We start from the raw sequence: 15,087 nt of genomic DNA, 5'->3' as shown, positions 1-15,087 counted from the left end.
TACGACGCAGGTCAATGGGCATGCTCAGCAGAGCCTTTACCCAGCTCCGACTTGAGAATGAAACTGCCAGCAGCAGCCACTTGCGTGCCGGCAGCCAAGCCTTCGGTAATCTCTACAAAGCCACCATCGCGGCGACCCACTTTCACCGGCTGTAACTTGAAACCTTCTTCATTGCGAACAAACACGGAGGGCTTGTCTTCAACGGACTGAATGGAGGCTTCGGGAACGCTCACGGCCGCATTGGCTTTATCTGCCTTCACGTCGATGGAAACAAATAGCCCCGGACGCCAAGAGCCTTGAGGGTTAGCCAGGGTGACGCGGACGACAGCTGCCCTGGTCTGCTCGCCAAGAAGGCTACCTACGTAGCCAACACGCCCTTCCACTTGGGCATCCATGTCAGGTGCGCTTATGGTCACCGATCGGCCGACTACGACCTTGTTCAAATCCTTCGGAGTGACGCCAAAGGTGGCCCACACCCGAGACAAGTCCGAAAGCGTGAAGGCAGAGCTCGCCTCCGTGACAACTTCACCGATGCCCAGATGCTTCTCGACAATGACAGAGTCAAATGGGGCGATAAGCTCATAACGGTTGCCCGCAGAGGGAGAAAGGCTTGCACCAATCGCGCTCAGCTTCTGGCGAGTGTTGCCCAAGCTGATGTCGGCTTCCTGGAAGGCATGGCGAGCCAACAAGTAATCCTGTTCAGCGGAGATCTTGTCCTCCCACAACTTTTTCTCGCGGTGCAATGTCAGGCGCGCAAGCTCCAAACGTCTCTGGGCTGAGTTCAGCTCTGCGCGCTGATCAGAAATTTGCTGGCTTGCAATCACAGCCAGTACCTGGCCTTTCTTTACTGCCTGGCCTAATTCAACTCTGACCTCATTCACGATCCCACTCACCCGAGGTACCACGTGGGTGGTGCGGTCTTCGTCAAACTTGATTTCCCCTGGGAACATTACGGAGGTGCTCATCTGACGCGCGGCTGAGGCGACCAACTCAATGCCCGCAGCTTTGATCTGTTCAGCGGTGAGCTCCAGTTGCCCCTCTTTCTCTTTATGGGATTCCTCCTCACCCTCGGCGTGTGCTCCTTCCTTACCTGCGCCTTCTTTGGCATGGTCGTCCGTTGATTCTTTTCCGTGATCAGCGCCAGAGGGCTCAGCGTCAGCAGCAGTGGACACGCTCTGATTACCTACGGCCAAACTACCCAGGCCGATCAAGGCTGCCAGCGCCAAGGTAATGGCAACGCTCCGTTTGTTAGTCATGGAAACTCCCGTCGATCATGTGCTTGCTGCACATCGCGATACGCCAATAAGCGTGGAAAAACGATATTTAAGGATTGGTACTGAATTGGTTCAGATCGCCGTAGATGCGCTCGATGGCGACTCTCGCGTCAGTGGCGGTCGCCAGCGATTCGAGGTACTGGCCACGGGCGGCAATCAAGGTGCGCTGAGCGTCCAAAACTTCAAGGAAGCCGAATTTGCCCATCTCGAACCCACGCGTGGCGGTATCGACCGCGTTTTGTGCCGATGGCAAAATCACCGTGTTGAATGACTCGACGTCTCGCGAAGCAGTGGCCCACTGATCGAGTGCAGTCTGGGTTTGAGTGCGCAACCGAAGCTCCACGGCGTTACGCAGATCACGGGCTTGATCCGCCCGGCGTGATGCCGAAAGCACGTTGCCTTGATTTCGGCTAAAAAGCGGGAGAGGCATCGACAGGCCAACAACATTGACGCGCTCACGGTCTTCGCGGCTGTACTGGCTGCCGATGCTGACGGTCAGATCAGGGATGCGCTGTGCCCGTTCAGAACCTAACAGAGCATCACGTTCTTCAATCTGCGCCTGTGCCAAGCGCAATTCTGCTGACTGATTTATGGCTACCAACATTTTCGCAGATGAGGGCGATTTTCCAGGCGAGGGGTCGGTGTACTCAAGACGATCAAACTGCGTTGTCGAAGACCCGGTTGCCCGAGCCAACTCGCGGTAACTATTGGCTTTCAACGTCTCTGCTCGGCGCACCTGCAGATTCGTTTCCGCCAGCTGTACCTGGGCACGGGTGGCCTCGACTGGAGATGACTTGCCAGCTTCAATGCGACCATTCGCCACCTGTAGTCCACGGTCGGCCAAGGCTTGAGATTGCCGAGCGAGATCCAGTCCCGTTTGCGCACGCACTGCTGCATAGAAAGCTTGAACAACTTCGGCGCGCAGTTCATTACCACGACGTTCAAGTTCAATCTGAGCGGCATCCTGACCTCGACTGGCGACATCGATTCGGGCACTTCGCTTCCCGCCAAGCTCCAAAGCCTGACTCAGCATGACGGTCGTTGTGCTGGTCTTACGCCGTGTATCTTCCGCTTCCCAGGACAACACCGGATTGGGGATGAGGCCTGCCTGCTGCCTTGCGCCTTCGGCAACGCCAATTTCCCACCGAGCAGCAGCCAGATCTGGATTTTCGGCAAACGCAGCTTCGATCGCCTGAGGCAAGCTCAAACTTTGAGCTGTCGCAATTGCAGGTACGGCAAAAGGCACCAGGAGGACGAATAACGCCCCTATTTTCATGGAGGGCACAATGGATAAAATTTTAGATGCGAGCACGTTTGCACATCTCCAGTCGCATAAGTCACCAAAATAATATGAACAGTTACAACTCCAGCCACGCAGCCGGAATTAGATAGCAGGACTTTATGCAAAAGGAGTTATCAGAGGGATTACTGGAAAATTACAATTCCGTTATCCGGCAAATCCGATAATATTTTGTCTTACACTGCGACTTCTAGCCGCAGAGCGCACGCCGGACATGAAATGCAATAACTTAACGATTGACTTATGTGATCAAGCAAGACTGTAAATCACTGCGGCAAAACGTCGCTACGGGTCAGAGAGGGCCGGTTCTACGGGAAAAAAGCTTGACCCTGAAGTTACTACAGCCTTGAAAATATACTTAGTAAAGTGAATTGTGAAAATATCGTTTAAATAGCGCCCTGATACAAAAACAACAGCGCATTTAAGTAACCAACATTAAAACGGGAATCAATGATATGCGAATCCTTGTTGTAGAGGACGAGCCGAAAACTGCCGAGTACATGCACCAAGGTTTAACGGAGAGCGGCTATATTGTCGATATAGCCAACACCGGCCTGGATGGACTTTACCTGGCACGACATCAGGCATATGACATGGTGATACTGGACGTCAACTTGCCTGAAATGGAGGGGTGGGAAGTATTATCCCAACTCAGGAAGACCAACAACACGAGAGTCATGATGGTCACCGCCCGAGGCCGCCTCGATGAGAAAGTCAGAGGATTGGAGATGGGCGCAGACGACTATCTGGTGAAGCCTTTTGAGTTTCCTGAGCTGCTTGCGCGGGTTCGTACCCTCATGCGCCGCAGTGAGCAAACGGGCTTACCCGAAGTGTTGCGCGTCGGCGACCTTGAGCTGGATCAGGGCCGCCATAGAGCCTTTCGAGGCACCCATCGGATTGATCTGACGACGAAGGAATTTGCCCTCCTTCACCTGTTGATGCGTCACAGCGGAGAGGTCATGTCGCGTACCCAAATCATCTCCCTTGTGTGGGACATGAATTTCGATTGCGACACCAATGTGGTTGAGGTCTCGATTCGGCGGCTGCGCGCAAAAATTGACGATCCCTTCGAGCATAAGCTCATCCACACGCTGCGTGGTGTCGGCTATGTACTGGAAGCTCGCGAATGAGGCCGACACGCCTATCCATGAGGTTAGGCTTGACGGTCACGGCAATGAGCGCCTTTCTGGTGTTGGTGATGGCAGCGTTTGCCTATGCCACCATTTCACACCAGCTTGATCTGCGCGCAACGGACGGGCTGGGAGAAAAACTTCAGCAGATCGAACATAGCTTGGCTGAGAGTTCGATCACCGCAGCCGATATCGTGCTCCATCCTCATAATCTGCGCGATCAGATCATCGGGCACGATAACTTTACCCTGACCATCTTGGATTCAAGCGTTCCCCGCAGGCGTTTATTGAACCTTGGAAACAATGAAAACATGGAGCTTCCACTGGTCACGGCGAGCGTCGGATACCCTGATTTCGAGCAGTTTAAATCGCCCGAGGGGTTTGAAGTTCTGATGGCTCACAAACTGGTTAGGCTCAAGAACGATCAAACCGTTTTGGTCATGCTGTCGCTTGATAGAAAGAACGATGCCACGCTGCTCAACGCCTATGTCAAATCCACGATTATCGCGTTGCCGTTTATCCTGCTGTTGGTGGGCGGGTGCGCCTGGTGGATTGTCCATCGCGGATTAAAACCGCTACGGGCTTTCCGCAAGGTGGCTGAGCGAGTATCGGCGCGGGATCTTTCCCATCGAATGAAAGTCACTAATCTGCCTGATGAGTTGCGGGACTTGGCGCATGCAGTCAATTTCATGCTTCACCGGCTGGACGGAGATGTGCAACAGCTGGCCCAGTTCTCAGATGACTTGGCCCACGAACTGCGATCTCCCATGAACAACCTCATGGGCAAAGCCCAGGTAACGTTATCCAGGGAGCGTCCACCAGCAGAGTACAAACAGGTTCTTGAATCATGTACTGAAGAACTTGAGCGCCTGTCGCGTATGGTGTCCCAGATGCTTTTCCTCGCAAGTGTCAGCCAACCGCAGGCACCGCTTGCCTTCACCACCATCGATTTGCAGGAGGAGGCCGAAAAGGTTTCCGAGCTGTTCTCACTGGCAGCCGACGAGAAAGAAATGGAATTGATGGTTCAGGGTAGCGCACATACCCAGGGAGATCGGCTCATGATCCAGCGAGCCATTTCAAACTTGCTGTCCAACGCCATCAGACACGGCATCCCCGGTAGCGCCATCACTATCGCCCTGGACATGCACGAGGATGAAGTATCTCTTGCCGTACGCAATTTAGGTGAGGGCATTGAAGCTGTTCATCTGCCCCGCTTGTTTGATCGTTTCTATAGGGTTCATGCCAGCCGTGCTCGTCAACAAGGTGGGACAGGGTTGGGACTCGCGATCGTCCGCTCGATCATGAGCCTACACGGCGGACGTGTTGCGGTAGAGAGCGAGCTAGGGCACGTCACGACGTTCAGCCTGATTTTTCCTAAAACGGCCTAGTCAGCAGGGGTTAGCTTGGCCCCCTAACTGATGCAAACAGAAGCTACCCGCGAGTCGCGTTGACCCTAGCCGCTGCCCGTTTTCATCTGGTTACATATTCGAGTTGTAACGGCAATGAATAATTCGACAACCTCAGCAAAAGTAAGGTCACTGTTCCCTCCCCTTCAAGCAAGAGCCACAGTCGTCATGCCCCCAATCCGATTAATAAAGTTGGCCTTGCCTTGTCCATTGTCTTGATAGTCGGGTTCTCCTCCCGTGGGCAAGCGGATGCCAGAAAATCGATAGACGTGTACCGAGATCCAAACTGTGGTTGCTGCACCAAATGGATCGTGTACCTGAGGGACAGGGTTACAGTGTGGTGGATCATGAGGAAGAAAACATGAGCGCCGTCAAAGAAAAACTTGGCGTTCCTGCCAATCTCGGGTCATGTCACACAGGAGTCGAAAACGGGAATTTCGTGGAAGGTTACGTGCCCGTTCGTTTGCCGCTGCGCAACGAATCGGCAAACAACCAGTTCGAGCGTCCAAGAGCCCATGATCTGATCTGCTGGTCGGGTAGTCAGACACGGTTGGCCGCGTCCAACTCCCTAATAACCGTGCATGCGAGTTTCCCAGCACACGGCTCAAGCCTCTGCTAAGGCACCTATAGGCACCCGGTTGTACATCATTGGCATTGGCAAATTGCACATCCCTCGGGCAGCGCAGGTGATAGCTCTCAAAATTGGCCGCCGCGTCCGTTCCGCCATGACCTAGTTTCACAATGTGGCGACTATGCCAAGGCGTGTCTTCGGTCACCGGCTTGAAGCAGGCGCAGCACTGGCAGCCCTGTTGCACCCATATCCGATACAGCTTGGCTCGACCTTTTACCGAGGTGAGCCCCCTCTTGCCCCAGCGAGACTCGAAGTACTCATCCCATTCAGGGTCGTGAAGGTTGGCAGCAGCCTTGACCTTGATATGTCGCACAACTGGCGTGTCCGAGGCGTCCAATAACGTGTATTGACGCTTCCGACCGTCGGCGGATTTTTCAGCACATGAGAATACCCATCGACGCGCCCCTTGTACTTTGAAATACCGATCCTTCACACATCGGCGTGTCTTGGGAGGGTGGCGACTTACCGCCCATCGCCAGAGCATTTCCCACACTGCGCTGTCCACCTGGTTGAAGACCTTCTTGGTGACGAAATGACTGTGATAGTTCGCCCAGCCCCGTAGAACCGGGTTGAGAAAACCTATCAAGTTAGCCTGTCGTACCGTTTTGTTGGTCTTGATCAACCTTGGCAAGGAGAGCCCCGATGTTCGCCTTGGACGGCTTGGTCAGGGGTCGCGGTAGGGACGGCAGTTGCCTGCCGCCCCTCCCCGCACAGGTCCGTACGTGCGGAACTACCGCATACGGCTCCTGCCTTGGGTACGTGACGCGAAGCGATCCTCAGGGTAAGGATGTGTATTTCTGGGTCTAGGTATGTAGAGGTCGGCAAGACGTCCGTAGCGTGACCATTGAAGCCTATTTCGCTGGCTGCGTCACTTGAGAGCTTGCCGCCATAGACGGCATACCGCCAGACGAAAACCGCCAAGACGTATCAGGTTTCCCGGTACCGCGTGGTAATTGAAGAACCACTCACCACCCGTGTGAGCCATTGCCCTTGAACCCGGATGGGTTCATGACGGCGGCGTTTTAGCTCATCCCGAATAGCCAGCAGCGTTGCACGCATTCGCTTCTTGACCGTCAGACGCAGTATTTGAAAGCCACCGTTTCTGTTGGTACTACAACAGTGTGTGAAAACCAGGAAGTCAAACGTCTCCGGTTTACCCAAGCCTCGCTTTCTACGATGTCTCACAGCAAAACGACCAAACTCAATCAGCCGTGTCTTCGAAGCGTTGAGCGATAAACCGAACCTGGCTAGCCGTTCCCGCAATTGCTCCAAGAACTGCTGAGCCTGCCATTGCGTCCTGAAACCCACCACGCTGTCGTCCGCATATCGTACAACGACCATATCACCACGGGAGTGGCGCTGACGCCCCTGCCTTGCCCACAGATCCAGCACGTAGTGAAGATAGATATTCGCCAGCAACGGCGATATCACTGCGCCTTGAGGAGTCCCCTTGGTCGCAGCCACCCTACGGCCTTCTTCCATTATTCCCGCCTGAAGCCATTTGCAGATAAGCCCGAGCAGACGCCGGTCTGCAATCCAGTGTCCCAGAAACATCAGCATCCATTCATGGTCGATCTCATCAAAGAACGACGTGATATCCGCATCCTATATCCAGTTCACCTTCTGTAACCGGCCGGTGAAGTCACCTACCTGATCCCAGCCATAAGGGCGATGTTCTCCACTTAAAAATACGTGGACACCATCGTCCTTATCGTCAGGATTGCCATGCGCCAACGAAGCTCTTATTCCAAATTTTTTAAAACCCAGGTCGTTCAGGAATGCCTGCAACCTGGCGTCTCGATCGCCAGCGTAGCATTGCGGCACGGCATCAATGCCAACCTGGTTCGCAAATGGATACCTGTTTATCGGGATCATCAAGTACCGGCTTTACCCGCTTTCATTCCGTTGAAGCTGGAGGCCGACATCCAACCCAATCAGCAAATGCCTGTCAGCATTGAAGTCCCTTTTGGCCAGCAGACGCTCACTGTAAAGTGGCCATCCTCAAATCCCGAAGGGTGCGCCCGATTCATCCGTGGGCTCACTCAATGGTCCGCATCGACTCCATCTGGCTCGCCACCGAACCCATGGACATGCGTGCCGGCACCGAGACTGCGCTGGCCAGGGTGATCGCGGTGTTCGGTGCGGCGAAGCCGCACTGCGCTTATCTGTTTGCCAATCGCCGCGCCACTCGAATGAAAGTGCTGGTGCATGATGGGTTTGGCGTCTGGCTGGCGGCTCGCCGATTGAACCAAGGCAAGTTCCACTGGCCAGGCATTCGCCAAGGTCCTGAACTGGAGTTGAATACCGAGCAACTTCAGGCCTTGGTGTTGGGTTTACCCTGGCAACGCATGGTCAGTAGCGGTGCGATCACACTGCTTTAAAAAGCTGAAATTGGCGCCTTGGCCTACTGCTGCAAGCGACCTGCTTTGGTAAAATCCAAGGCATGACTTTTTCTCCCGATCTCGACCAAATGTCCTCCGACCAACTGCGCGCCCTCGCGGCGCAGTTGCTGTCGCAAGTCGAGACCATGGGCAAGAAGATCAACCGCGAGCAAAAGGTTATCGAGAAGCTGACCCACGAAATCGCGCAGCTCAAACGTTTCAAGTTTGCCAAGCGCAGCGAGCAGCTGAATCCAGAGCAGGCCAGCCTGCTCGATGACCTGATCGATACCGATATCGCCGCGATTGAGGCTGAGCTTCAAGCCTAGCAAGCGGCTCCAACGCAGCCTGAGAAAAATCAAAAGCCTAAACGCGCGACATTGCCGCCAGAGTTTCCGCGCACGTTGATCCATCACGAACCAGACAACACTCACTGCCCATGTGGCTGCGCGCTCAAGCGCATCGGTGAAGATGTCAGCGAGAAGCTGGACTACACGCCGGGCGTGTTTACCGTCGAGCGCCATGTCCGTGGAAAATGGGTCTGTGATGACTGCGAAACGCTGATCCAGGCACCCGTCTCCGCGCAGATCATCGACAAAGGCATCCCCACTGCCGGGCTGCTGGCTCAAGTGATGGTTGCCAAATATGGTGATCATTTGCCGCTGTATCGCCAGGAAAAGATCTTTGGCCGGGCTGGCTTTGCCATCCCGCGCTCGACCTTGGCCCAGTGGGTCGGCACCTGCGGTGTGCAGTTGCAACCGCTGGTTGATGCCCTGCGCGAAGTGGTGCTCACCCATGGCGTGGTGCACGCCGATGAAACACCGGTACAGGTGCTCATGCCTGGCGCGAAGAAAACCCATCGTGGCTACGTCTGGGCCTACGCGACCACCGCATCAGCCGACGTCCACGCAGTGGTGTACGACTTCAGCCCCAGCCGCTCGGGCGAGCATGCGCGCAACTTCCTGCAAGACTGGAAAGGCAAACTGGTGTGCGACGATTTTGGTGGCTACAAGGCCAGTTTCGCATTGGGCGTCACCGAAATCGGTTGCATTGCCCATGCCCGGCGCAAGTTCTTCGACCTGCACGCCACGAACAAGAGCACGCTCGCCGAGCAGGCACTGCGCTCTATCCAGTTGCTATACGAAATCGAAAGTGAGATCCGCGACCTGAAGCCAGATTTACGGCGACGAATACGGCAAGAAAAAGCCGTCCCCGTGATGGATAGGCTGCACGCCTGGATGATCGCCCAGCGCGAGCTTGTGCATGATGGCGTGGCCATTGCCAAGGCTCTGGATTACAGCCTGAAACGCTGGCCGGCATTGTCACGTTATCTGGATGACGGCGCGGTGCCTATTGATAACAACCACATCGAACAGCAGATCCGGCCATGGGCTCTTGGACGCAAGAACTGGTTCTTCGCAGGATCGTTGCGCAGTGGCAAACGCGCGGCGGCGCTGATGAGCCTGATCCAGTCGGCCAAACTCAACGGGCATGACCCATATGCTTACTTGAAAGACGTTCTGGCGCGACTGCCAACGCAGCGAGCAAGTGAAATTACTGAGTTGCTGCCACACCGGTGGGCGCCCGTTTAATCACGCAAAGTGAGTTGGGCGCTTACATTTTTTCCTAGATCCAGACGTCATTAACTGCTGTCCTTGCGCCTGTCTCATCGCCGGTATTCAATACGCCGCAGGGCTCGATCAGCAATAACCGCACCTCTCGCTCAGCGTAGGGTTTATGCTCAGTGCCCTTGGGTACTACATACATTTCGCCTTGCTCGACCGTCACTGCTCCATCCCTGAAGTCAATGCGAAGCTGCCCCTCCAATACGATAAACGTTTCATCTGTATCGACGTGGCAATGCCAGATAAAATCCCCCTCAATCTTCACGACTTTGAACTGATAGTCGTTCATTTGCGCGATGACCTTAGGCGCCCATTGCTCACTAAATAGGGCGTATTTTTTCGAAAAGTTGATTGAGGCGTAGAGGGTCGCAGCAGATCTATCAGACATTTGGGTCTCTCAAGTGTTCAAGAAATCGAAGCCTGACTTTAAGCAGAAAGCGAAAACGCGTATTGCATGATTGTGCAGGGTAACGACGGCAATCAGGTCAAAGCAGTTTCAGACGCTTCAGCCACCTTCCAGGCGACACGCCATAGGCTTGGATGAACTGCCGAGTCATATGGCTTTGGTCGAAGAAACCCGCAGATATGGCCGATTCTGCCAATGGATAGCCCGACGTCAGCATGGCCCTGGCTAGATCAAGTCGTCGATGAGTCATGTACCGGTAGGGGCTCGTACCATAGAGAGCGCGGAAGTCTCTGCTAAGACTCCACCGGTCTCGACCACTAGCCTCTGACAGTTCATCCAGTGTAACCACTCGATCCAGTGCAGAATGAATAAACGCTCGCGCCCGCTCCGCAGCGACAAAGTCCAGTGCCTTGCGGGACACTCTCTGTCCTGATATCTGATCTAGCGCTTGCGCCAGGTCATAAATCACGTCGTCTTCTTCGAACGGCTCCATAACGGAGTCCAGGTTGCACAACAACGTCCGAGTAGCCCGATGCAACCGAGGGTCATCAGACAACCCTCCTTCAATAAATGGCAGCGGTTTTCCGCCCAATACCTGCTGAATCAAAGCCGGCTCGATGTACACCATCCGATAGCGAAAACCTGCCTCGGTGCCTGCTTGGCCGTCATGCACCTCATCAGGATGCAACACCAGGATATTGCCAGGCAGACTGTGACGTTGACAGTGACGGTACTGGAAGCTTTGGACGCCGGACAGGGTTGTGCCAATGGCATAAGTGTCGTGACGGTGAGGGGTGAAGCCATGCCCGCTAAAGAAGGCTTCGATGCTTTCCATTTTTCGAGCTGCGGGCGAGCGTTTAACCCAGTCGCTGGTAGGGATGTGATTCGGCATAGTGCGGCACCAAGGCGATGATGGTTACACAGTACCAGACTTCGCAAATGCCTTGATCTGTTCGACGTCTAGGGCGGCGCATAGGTGGTCCCCCTTTTAACGTCGTAGGTGCGTTCAAACGCATCGCCGGATTTAGGAAGTAACGGATACTGGAGTTTCAAAACCTTGCCACCCAGAAAGCTGTTTCGAGACGATCAGCAAGCGGTTCCCCACGCCGTCCGTGGACGCAACGCATCGACCCTGCTCATCCCAAAACGCGCTCTGCCCAGCAGCAGCCCACCCACCGGTCGGGCCGCCATGATTCGCCATGAGCACGGCCATTCCATGACGCTTTGAGCAGTTCTGCAACAGTGAGCTATCGTGTGAATAGCCGGTTTCACCGATGAGCACACTAGCGGCATACAACTGCGCGCCTTGTTTTGCCGCGTGTGATGAATGTTCCGGGTGACTGAAATCAGCACACACCGATAGGGCTATGAGTAAATTGGCGATAAGCATCAAATCGCCCCCATTACCCGCACTAAAATATTGCTCTTCGCCAGGGTGTAAATGCTGCTTGGTATAGACACCAATCGAGCCATCCTGGTGGAGTATGAAAGCTGCAATTAGCGGTTTGTCATGACTGGGTAGGCGCAACGGCAAACCCACTACCGTAGTCATGGAGGCTTCCCGCGCAAGGTGTCGCAAGGGGGAGAGAAGTGGACTATCTATATCCTGCGCCAGGGCTTCAGCCAAGGTTGGTTCATATCCTGTGAGCGATAACTCGGGAAAGAGTAATAGCCCCACCCCCTGCTCGCGGGCGTGCTGCATGAAATCTATGTGCAGCGTCAGGTTGGCACTGATATCGCCAGCCCGAATGGCGCATTGGGCTGCTGCAAACACTGGTGCCGACATGAGCGTCTCCAAAAAGAGCACAATCCTAACGTGGCCCCGATTCGCACGCCACAGCGCGTTCCCTGGGGTAAAGCGCATGGGACATATACTTTTCCGCAGGAAGGTGTGTTGGCCAGACGGTTACCCTGAATAGCCACTGCCTCTACCCAACTAATCTTCTGGCTGAACGTGGCCATCCAAGCGCTCAGAGCCAAGGAGGCCGGAAGGTGTGCCGCGGTGGTTGCCGACGAGGCTCTCAGGCTGCCCTCCTGACCTGGCAGTCCACGCAGCAGGCGTGGTCGATATAATAAGTCAGGGTTGATTGGTGGTTGTTTCTACCCAAAGCACATCCAAGGGCTAAAAGCGCCCCATTGAATAGGGAGCGGCCAATGGCGTTAAGCTAAAAGATTCACCGTCTTGAAGATATGACCGAAGGTAGCCCTAGTCGATTTGGGTGCTAGAGCGACCACAAAGACGGTAGAGTCAAGTAACCTCGTCTTTTCAACGACGCTTCGCCTTCGCCAGCTCAGCGATCAGAAAATCCCTGAACGCAGAAACCGCCGCCGGTAAATTGCGTCCAGCCATGCTTTGCAGTTCGATGCGCCGTGCCTGCATGCCTTCATCAAGGATCGGCAAGCATTGCAACTGCTTGTCCGCTACCTGTTTGTGCAAGGTCATTTCGCTGGCCAGGCTAATCACTCCTTCTTCGCGGACGAAGCTATAGAGTGCGGCAACGTAATTAGTGGTCAAGACTGGGTCGAACAACAACCCCTGTACACCGCAACAGATGTCGAACAGTTGCCGTATCGTGGTATCGGCCTTCGGTAACGCTATGGGCCAGGGTTGCAACTCGGCGAGGCTGACCGCTTCACGCCCGGCCAAGGGATGAGAATTGGAGACCACGGCAAAAATAGCCCCGCTTAGGAAATGTTCGACCTTGACTTCCTTTTGCGGCGTCAGACTGAAGGTCATCGCCAGATCGGCTTCCCCGGAACGAACCTTCTCAGTCGCCTCAGCAGGCGCACAGACCTCCAACGTGAAATGAATGCCCTGATACTCACGCCTGAACGCGCTAATGCTCCTGGGCATGTATTCCAGTGCAAAACCTTCCGAGCAGGCGACATGCACATGACCCCGTTGCAAGCCATGCAGCTCGGTAATTTCCAGCACCACCTGCTCGGCCTCAAGCTGCGACTTGCGCGCATAAACCGCCAGTCGCGCCCCCGCCTCGCTGAGCACCATGCCTCGGGCACGACGCTCAAACAGGCTGGCATCCAAGGCCAACTCAAGCTTGGAAATTTGTCGACTCACCGCTGACGCCGCGACATTCAGCCGCACTGAGGCCTCGCTGATCGATCCGCATCGCGCGACTTCAAGAAAATAGCGCAGTGCCGTGGACTGCACGCCATACAGCTGCATCGGAGCCCCCAAGGATTGCCTTTTCGGCAAAGGAAGTATCGAAATATTGAGCTTGCGGCATTGATACCCTTTCCCTACATTCGTGTCCAGACCAAAAAAAACATTGCCTGACCGCTTCATCCTCCTTTGCGCATTTGCGATTCGCTGCCCTTTGATTCAACCACTCTCGCCAACGGAGACGACGGCATGGGCATCAAAGGTTTCGCCTGCAGTATTGCGCTGATGGGCCTTATCAGCAGCTTTCCGGCACATGCCGGTAAAGCCAACGACACCCTGGTTTACGCTTCCGACAGCGAGCCTGAAAACATCAGCCCCTATCACAACGATTTACGCGAAGGGGTGATTCTCGGCCGGCTGATCTGGGACAACCTGATCTACCGCGATCCCAAAAGCGGCGAATACAAACCCATGCTGGCCACCAGCTGGAAACAGGTCGACGACACCACCATCGACTTTGAGCTGCGCAAAGGCGTCAAATTTCACAATGGCGACGCGTTCACCGCCGACGACGTGGTGTTCACCCTCAACTACGTGGTGTCGCCCGAAGCGAAAGTCGTTACCGTGCAAAACGTAGACTGGATCAAGAGCGCCGAAAAAACCGGTGACTACAGCGTTCGCCTGTATTTGAAGAAGCCTTTCCCTCCAGCACTGGAATACCTGTCCAACGCCGTTCCGATGTTTCCCAAGCAGTATTTCGAGAAGGTCGGCCTGGCCGAATTCAGTCGCAAGCCAATTGGCACCGGGCCGTATAAAGCCGTGTCGGTGGTGGCCGGCGAAGGCGTGACCATGGAGATCAACAAGGACTACTTCCCGGACAGCCCACAAGGCAAGCCACATATCAGCCACCTCAAGTTCCGGGTAATCCCGGATGCGGAAACCCGCCTGGCCGAGTTGATGACCGATGGTGTCGACTGGACCTGGCGTGTGACCTCGGATCAGGCAGTCGACCTCAAAGGTATGCCAAACCTGACCGTGACCAGCGGCGAAACCATGCGCATCGGCTTCCTGATTCTTGATGCCCGGGGCACATCCACTGAAAACTCACCGATGAAGAACCTCAAGGTGCGTCAGGCCATCAACCATGCGATCAACCGCAATGCGCTGGCCTCGCAATTGGTGGGTGGCGAAGCCAAACCCTTGCAGGTTGCCTGTTATCCAGGCCAGTTCGGCTGCGATACCAGCGCGGCCACGGTCTACAACTATGACCCGGCCAAGGCCAAGGCGCTGCTCGCCGAAGCCGGTTACCCAAATGGCTTCGAGACAGAAATCTTCGCTTATCGTGACCGTGATTACGTTGAAGCCATCATCGGTAACCTGCGCGCCGTGGGCATCAACGCCAAGCTTCGCTACTTGAAGTACGCCGCCCTGCGCGATCAGCAACGTGGCGGCAAGGTACCCATGTCGTTTCAGGCCTGGGGCTCATTCTCGATCCTCGACACCTCGGCGTCGGCCGGTACCTGGTTCAAGGGCAACCCGGACGACAACATCAAGGACCCACAAGTCCAGGGCTGGTTGCAGACCGCCGACAATGCCCTCGACCCGCAAGTGCGCAAGGACAACTACCGCAAGGCGTTGCAGCGCATCAGCGAACAGGCGTACTGGGCGCCGCTGTTCAACTACTCGATGAACTACGCCTACACCTCCGAACTCGCGTTCACGCCGTACCCGGATGAGCTGCCGCGTTTCGTCGAGTCCACGTGGAAGTAATACGCAACCTGGCGGATTGATCGAAAGATGCCGTGGCGCATGGGCT

The 15,087-nt window shown here is 55.2% G+C and carries 12 protein-coding genes and 3 pseudogenes; 7 read left to right on the top strand and 8 right to left on the bottom strand.

Annotated elements, in window-relative coordinates:
- Positions 1-11: 11 nt before the first annotated feature.
- Together AFK24_RS29315 and AFK24_RS29310 are read right to left on the bottom strand one after the other, a co-directional pair.
- Positions 12-1,256 carry an efflux RND transporter periplasmic adaptor subunit gene (locus AFK24_RS29315; protein WP_065836573.1) on the bottom strand — a complete coding sequence of 415 codons (1,245 nt, stop codon included), beginning with the start codon at positions 1,254-1,256 and terminating at the stop codon, positions 12-14.
- 67 nt (positions 1,257-1,323) lie between these two features.
- Entirely contained in the window at positions 1,324-2,550 is a 1,227-nt protein-coding gene (locus AFK24_RS29310) for a TolC family protein (RefSeq protein ID WP_065836572.1), read from the bottom strand.
- A 479-nt stretch (positions 2,551-3,029) separates the two neighbouring features.
- On the opposite strand from AFK24_RS29310, the gene AFK24_RS29305 reads away from it, so the two are divergent.
- The 3 genes and pseudogenes from AFK24_RS29305 to AFK24_RS31765 form a co-directional block, all read left to right on the top strand.
- Positions 3,030-3,704 carry a heavy metal response regulator transcription factor gene (locus AFK24_RS29305; RefSeq protein ID WP_065836571.1) on the top strand — a complete coding sequence of 225 codons (675 nt, stop codon included), beginning with the start codon at positions 3,030-3,032 and terminating at the stop codon, positions 3,702-3,704.
- Positions 3,701-5,092, top strand: coding sequence for a heavy metal sensor histidine kinase (locus AFK24_RS29300; protein ID WP_065836570.1), 1,392 nt, complete (start codon positions 3,701-3,703; stop codon positions 5,090-5,092). Before AFK24_RS29305 ends, AFK24_RS29300 begins: the two co-directional genes overlap by 4 nt.
- A 221-nt stretch (positions 5,093-5,313) precedes the next feature.
- Positions 5,314-5,567 (top strand): annotated as a pseudogene (locus AFK24_RS31765) (DUF411 domain-containing protein); the annotation flags it as partial.
- A gap of 649 nt (positions 5,568-6,216) precedes the next feature.
- Here the strand turns inward: AFK24_RS31765 and AFK24_RS32190 are convergent.
- Both AFK24_RS32190 and AFK24_RS29295 read right to left on the bottom strand, forming a co-directional pair.
- Positions 6,217-6,327: pseudogene (locus AFK24_RS32190) on the bottom strand (group II intron maturase-specific domain-containing protein); the annotation flags it as partial.
- A 341-nt stretch (positions 6,328-6,668) separates the two neighbouring features.
- Positions 6,669-7,301: a reverse transcriptase domain-containing protein gene (locus tag AFK24_RS29295; protein WP_240500479.1), complete on the bottom strand. Its 633-nt coding sequence runs from the start codon at positions 7,299-7,301 to the stop codon at positions 6,669-6,671.
- Positions 7,302-7,466: 165 nt separating this feature from the next.
- Between AFK24_RS29295 and tnpA the strand changes: the two genes are divergently transcribed.
- From tnpA to tnpC, 3 genes and pseudogenes are all read left to right on the top strand, one after another.
- Positions 7,467-7,868 (top strand): IS66-like element accessory protein TnpA, encoded by a 402-nt coding sequence (gene tnpA / locus AFK24_RS31760; RefSeq protein WP_080482371.1) that lies wholly within the window; start codon positions 7,467-7,469, stop codon positions 7,866-7,868.
- Entirely contained in the window at positions 7,787-8,122 is a 336-nt protein-coding gene (tnpB, locus tag AFK24_RS31755; protein WP_065836569.1) for an IS66 family insertion sequence element accessory protein TnpB, read from the top strand. Before tnpA ends, tnpB begins: the two co-directional genes overlap by 82 nt.
- 62 nt (positions 8,123-8,184) lie before the next feature.
- Positions 8,185-9,711, top strand: a pseudogene (tnpC, locus tag AFK24_RS29285) (IS66 family transposase).
- A 34-nt stretch (positions 9,712-9,745) separates the two neighbouring features.
- Here the strand turns inward: tnpC and AFK24_RS29280 are convergent.
- From AFK24_RS29280 to AFK24_RS29265, 4 genes are all read right to left on the bottom strand, one after another.
- Complete coding sequence (locus AFK24_RS29280) at positions 9,746-10,132, bottom strand: cupin domain-containing protein (RefSeq protein WP_065836568.1); 387 nt, start codon at positions 10,130-10,132, stop codon at positions 9,746-9,748.
- Positions 10,133-10,229: 97 nt separating this feature from the next.
- On the bottom strand, positions 10,230-11,042 hold the full coding sequence (locus AFK24_RS29275) for an AraC family transcriptional regulator (RefSeq protein WP_065836567.1): 813 nt from the start codon (positions 11,040-11,042) through the stop codon (positions 10,230-10,232).
- A gap of 132 nt (positions 11,043-11,174) precedes the next feature.
- Positions 11,175-11,936: a carbon-nitrogen hydrolase family protein gene (locus tag AFK24_RS29270; protein ID WP_065836631.1), complete on the bottom strand. Its 762-nt coding sequence runs from the start codon at positions 11,934-11,936 to the stop codon at positions 11,175-11,177.
- 480 nt (positions 11,937-12,416) lie between these two features.
- Complete coding sequence (locus AFK24_RS29265) at positions 12,417-13,334, bottom strand: LysR substrate-binding domain-containing protein (protein WP_065836566.1); 918 nt, start codon at positions 13,332-13,334, stop codon at positions 12,417-12,419.
- 186 nt (positions 13,335-13,520) lie between these two features.
- Between AFK24_RS29265 and AFK24_RS29260 the strand changes: the two genes are divergently transcribed.
- Positions 13,521-15,041, top strand: coding sequence for an ABC transporter substrate-binding protein (locus tag AFK24_RS29260; protein ID WP_065836565.1), 1,521 nt, complete (start codon positions 13,521-13,523; stop codon positions 15,039-15,041).
- The last annotated feature ends 46 nt before the right edge of the window (positions 15,042-15,087 follow it).

This window comes from Pseudomonas syringae, assembly GCF_001698815.1.
Taxonomy (GTDB): domain Bacteria; phylum Pseudomonadota; class Gammaproteobacteria; order Pseudomonadales; family Pseudomonadaceae; genus Aquipseudomonas; species Aquipseudomonas syringae_A.
This window is presented reverse-complemented; position numbering and strand designations above follow the sequence as displayed.

Coding starts and splice junctions, on each gene's coding strand:
- AFK24_RS29315 (WP_065836573.1), bottom strand. CDS start 1,256: ATGACTAACAAACGGAGCGTTGCCATTACCTTGGCGCTGGCAGCCTTG.
- AFK24_RS29310 (WP_065836572.1), bottom strand. CDS start 2,550: ATGAAAATAGGGGCGTTATTCGTCCTCCTGGTGCCTTTTGCCGTACCT.
- AFK24_RS29305 (WP_065836571.1), top strand. CDS start 3,030: ATGCGAATCCTTGTTGTAGAGGACGAGCCGAAAACTGCCGAGTACATG.
- AFK24_RS29300 (WP_065836570.1), top strand. CDS start 3,701: ATGAGGCCGACACGCCTATCCATGAGGTTAGGCTTGACGGTCACGGCA.
- AFK24_RS29295 (WP_240500479.1), bottom strand. CDS start 7,301: ATGCTGATGTTTCTGGGACACTGGATTGCAGACCGGCGTCTGCTCGGG.
- tnpA (WP_080482371.1), top strand. CDS start 7,467: ATGCGCCAACGAAGCTCTTATTCCAAATTTTTTAAAACCCAGGTCGTT.
- tnpB (WP_065836569.1), top strand. CDS start 7,787: ATGGTCCGCATCGACTCCATCTGGCTCGCCACCGAACCCATGGACATG.
- AFK24_RS29280 (WP_065836568.1), bottom strand. CDS start 10,132: ATGTCTGATAGATCTGCTGCGACCCTCTACGCCTCAATCAACTTTTCG.
- AFK24_RS29275 (WP_065836567.1), bottom strand. CDS start 11,042: ATGCCGAATCACATCCCTACCAGCGACTGGGTTAAACGCTCGCCCGCA.
- AFK24_RS29270 (WP_065836631.1), bottom strand. CDS start 11,936: ATGTCGGCACCAGTGTTTGCAGCAGCCCAATGCGCCATTCGGGCTGGC.
- AFK24_RS29265 (WP_065836566.1), bottom strand. CDS start 13,334: ATGCAGCTGTATGGCGTGCAGTCCACGGCACTGCGCTATTTTCTTGAA.
- AFK24_RS29260 (WP_065836565.1), top strand. CDS start 13,521: ATGGGCATCAAAGGTTTCGCCTGCAGTATTGCGCTGATGGGCCTTATC.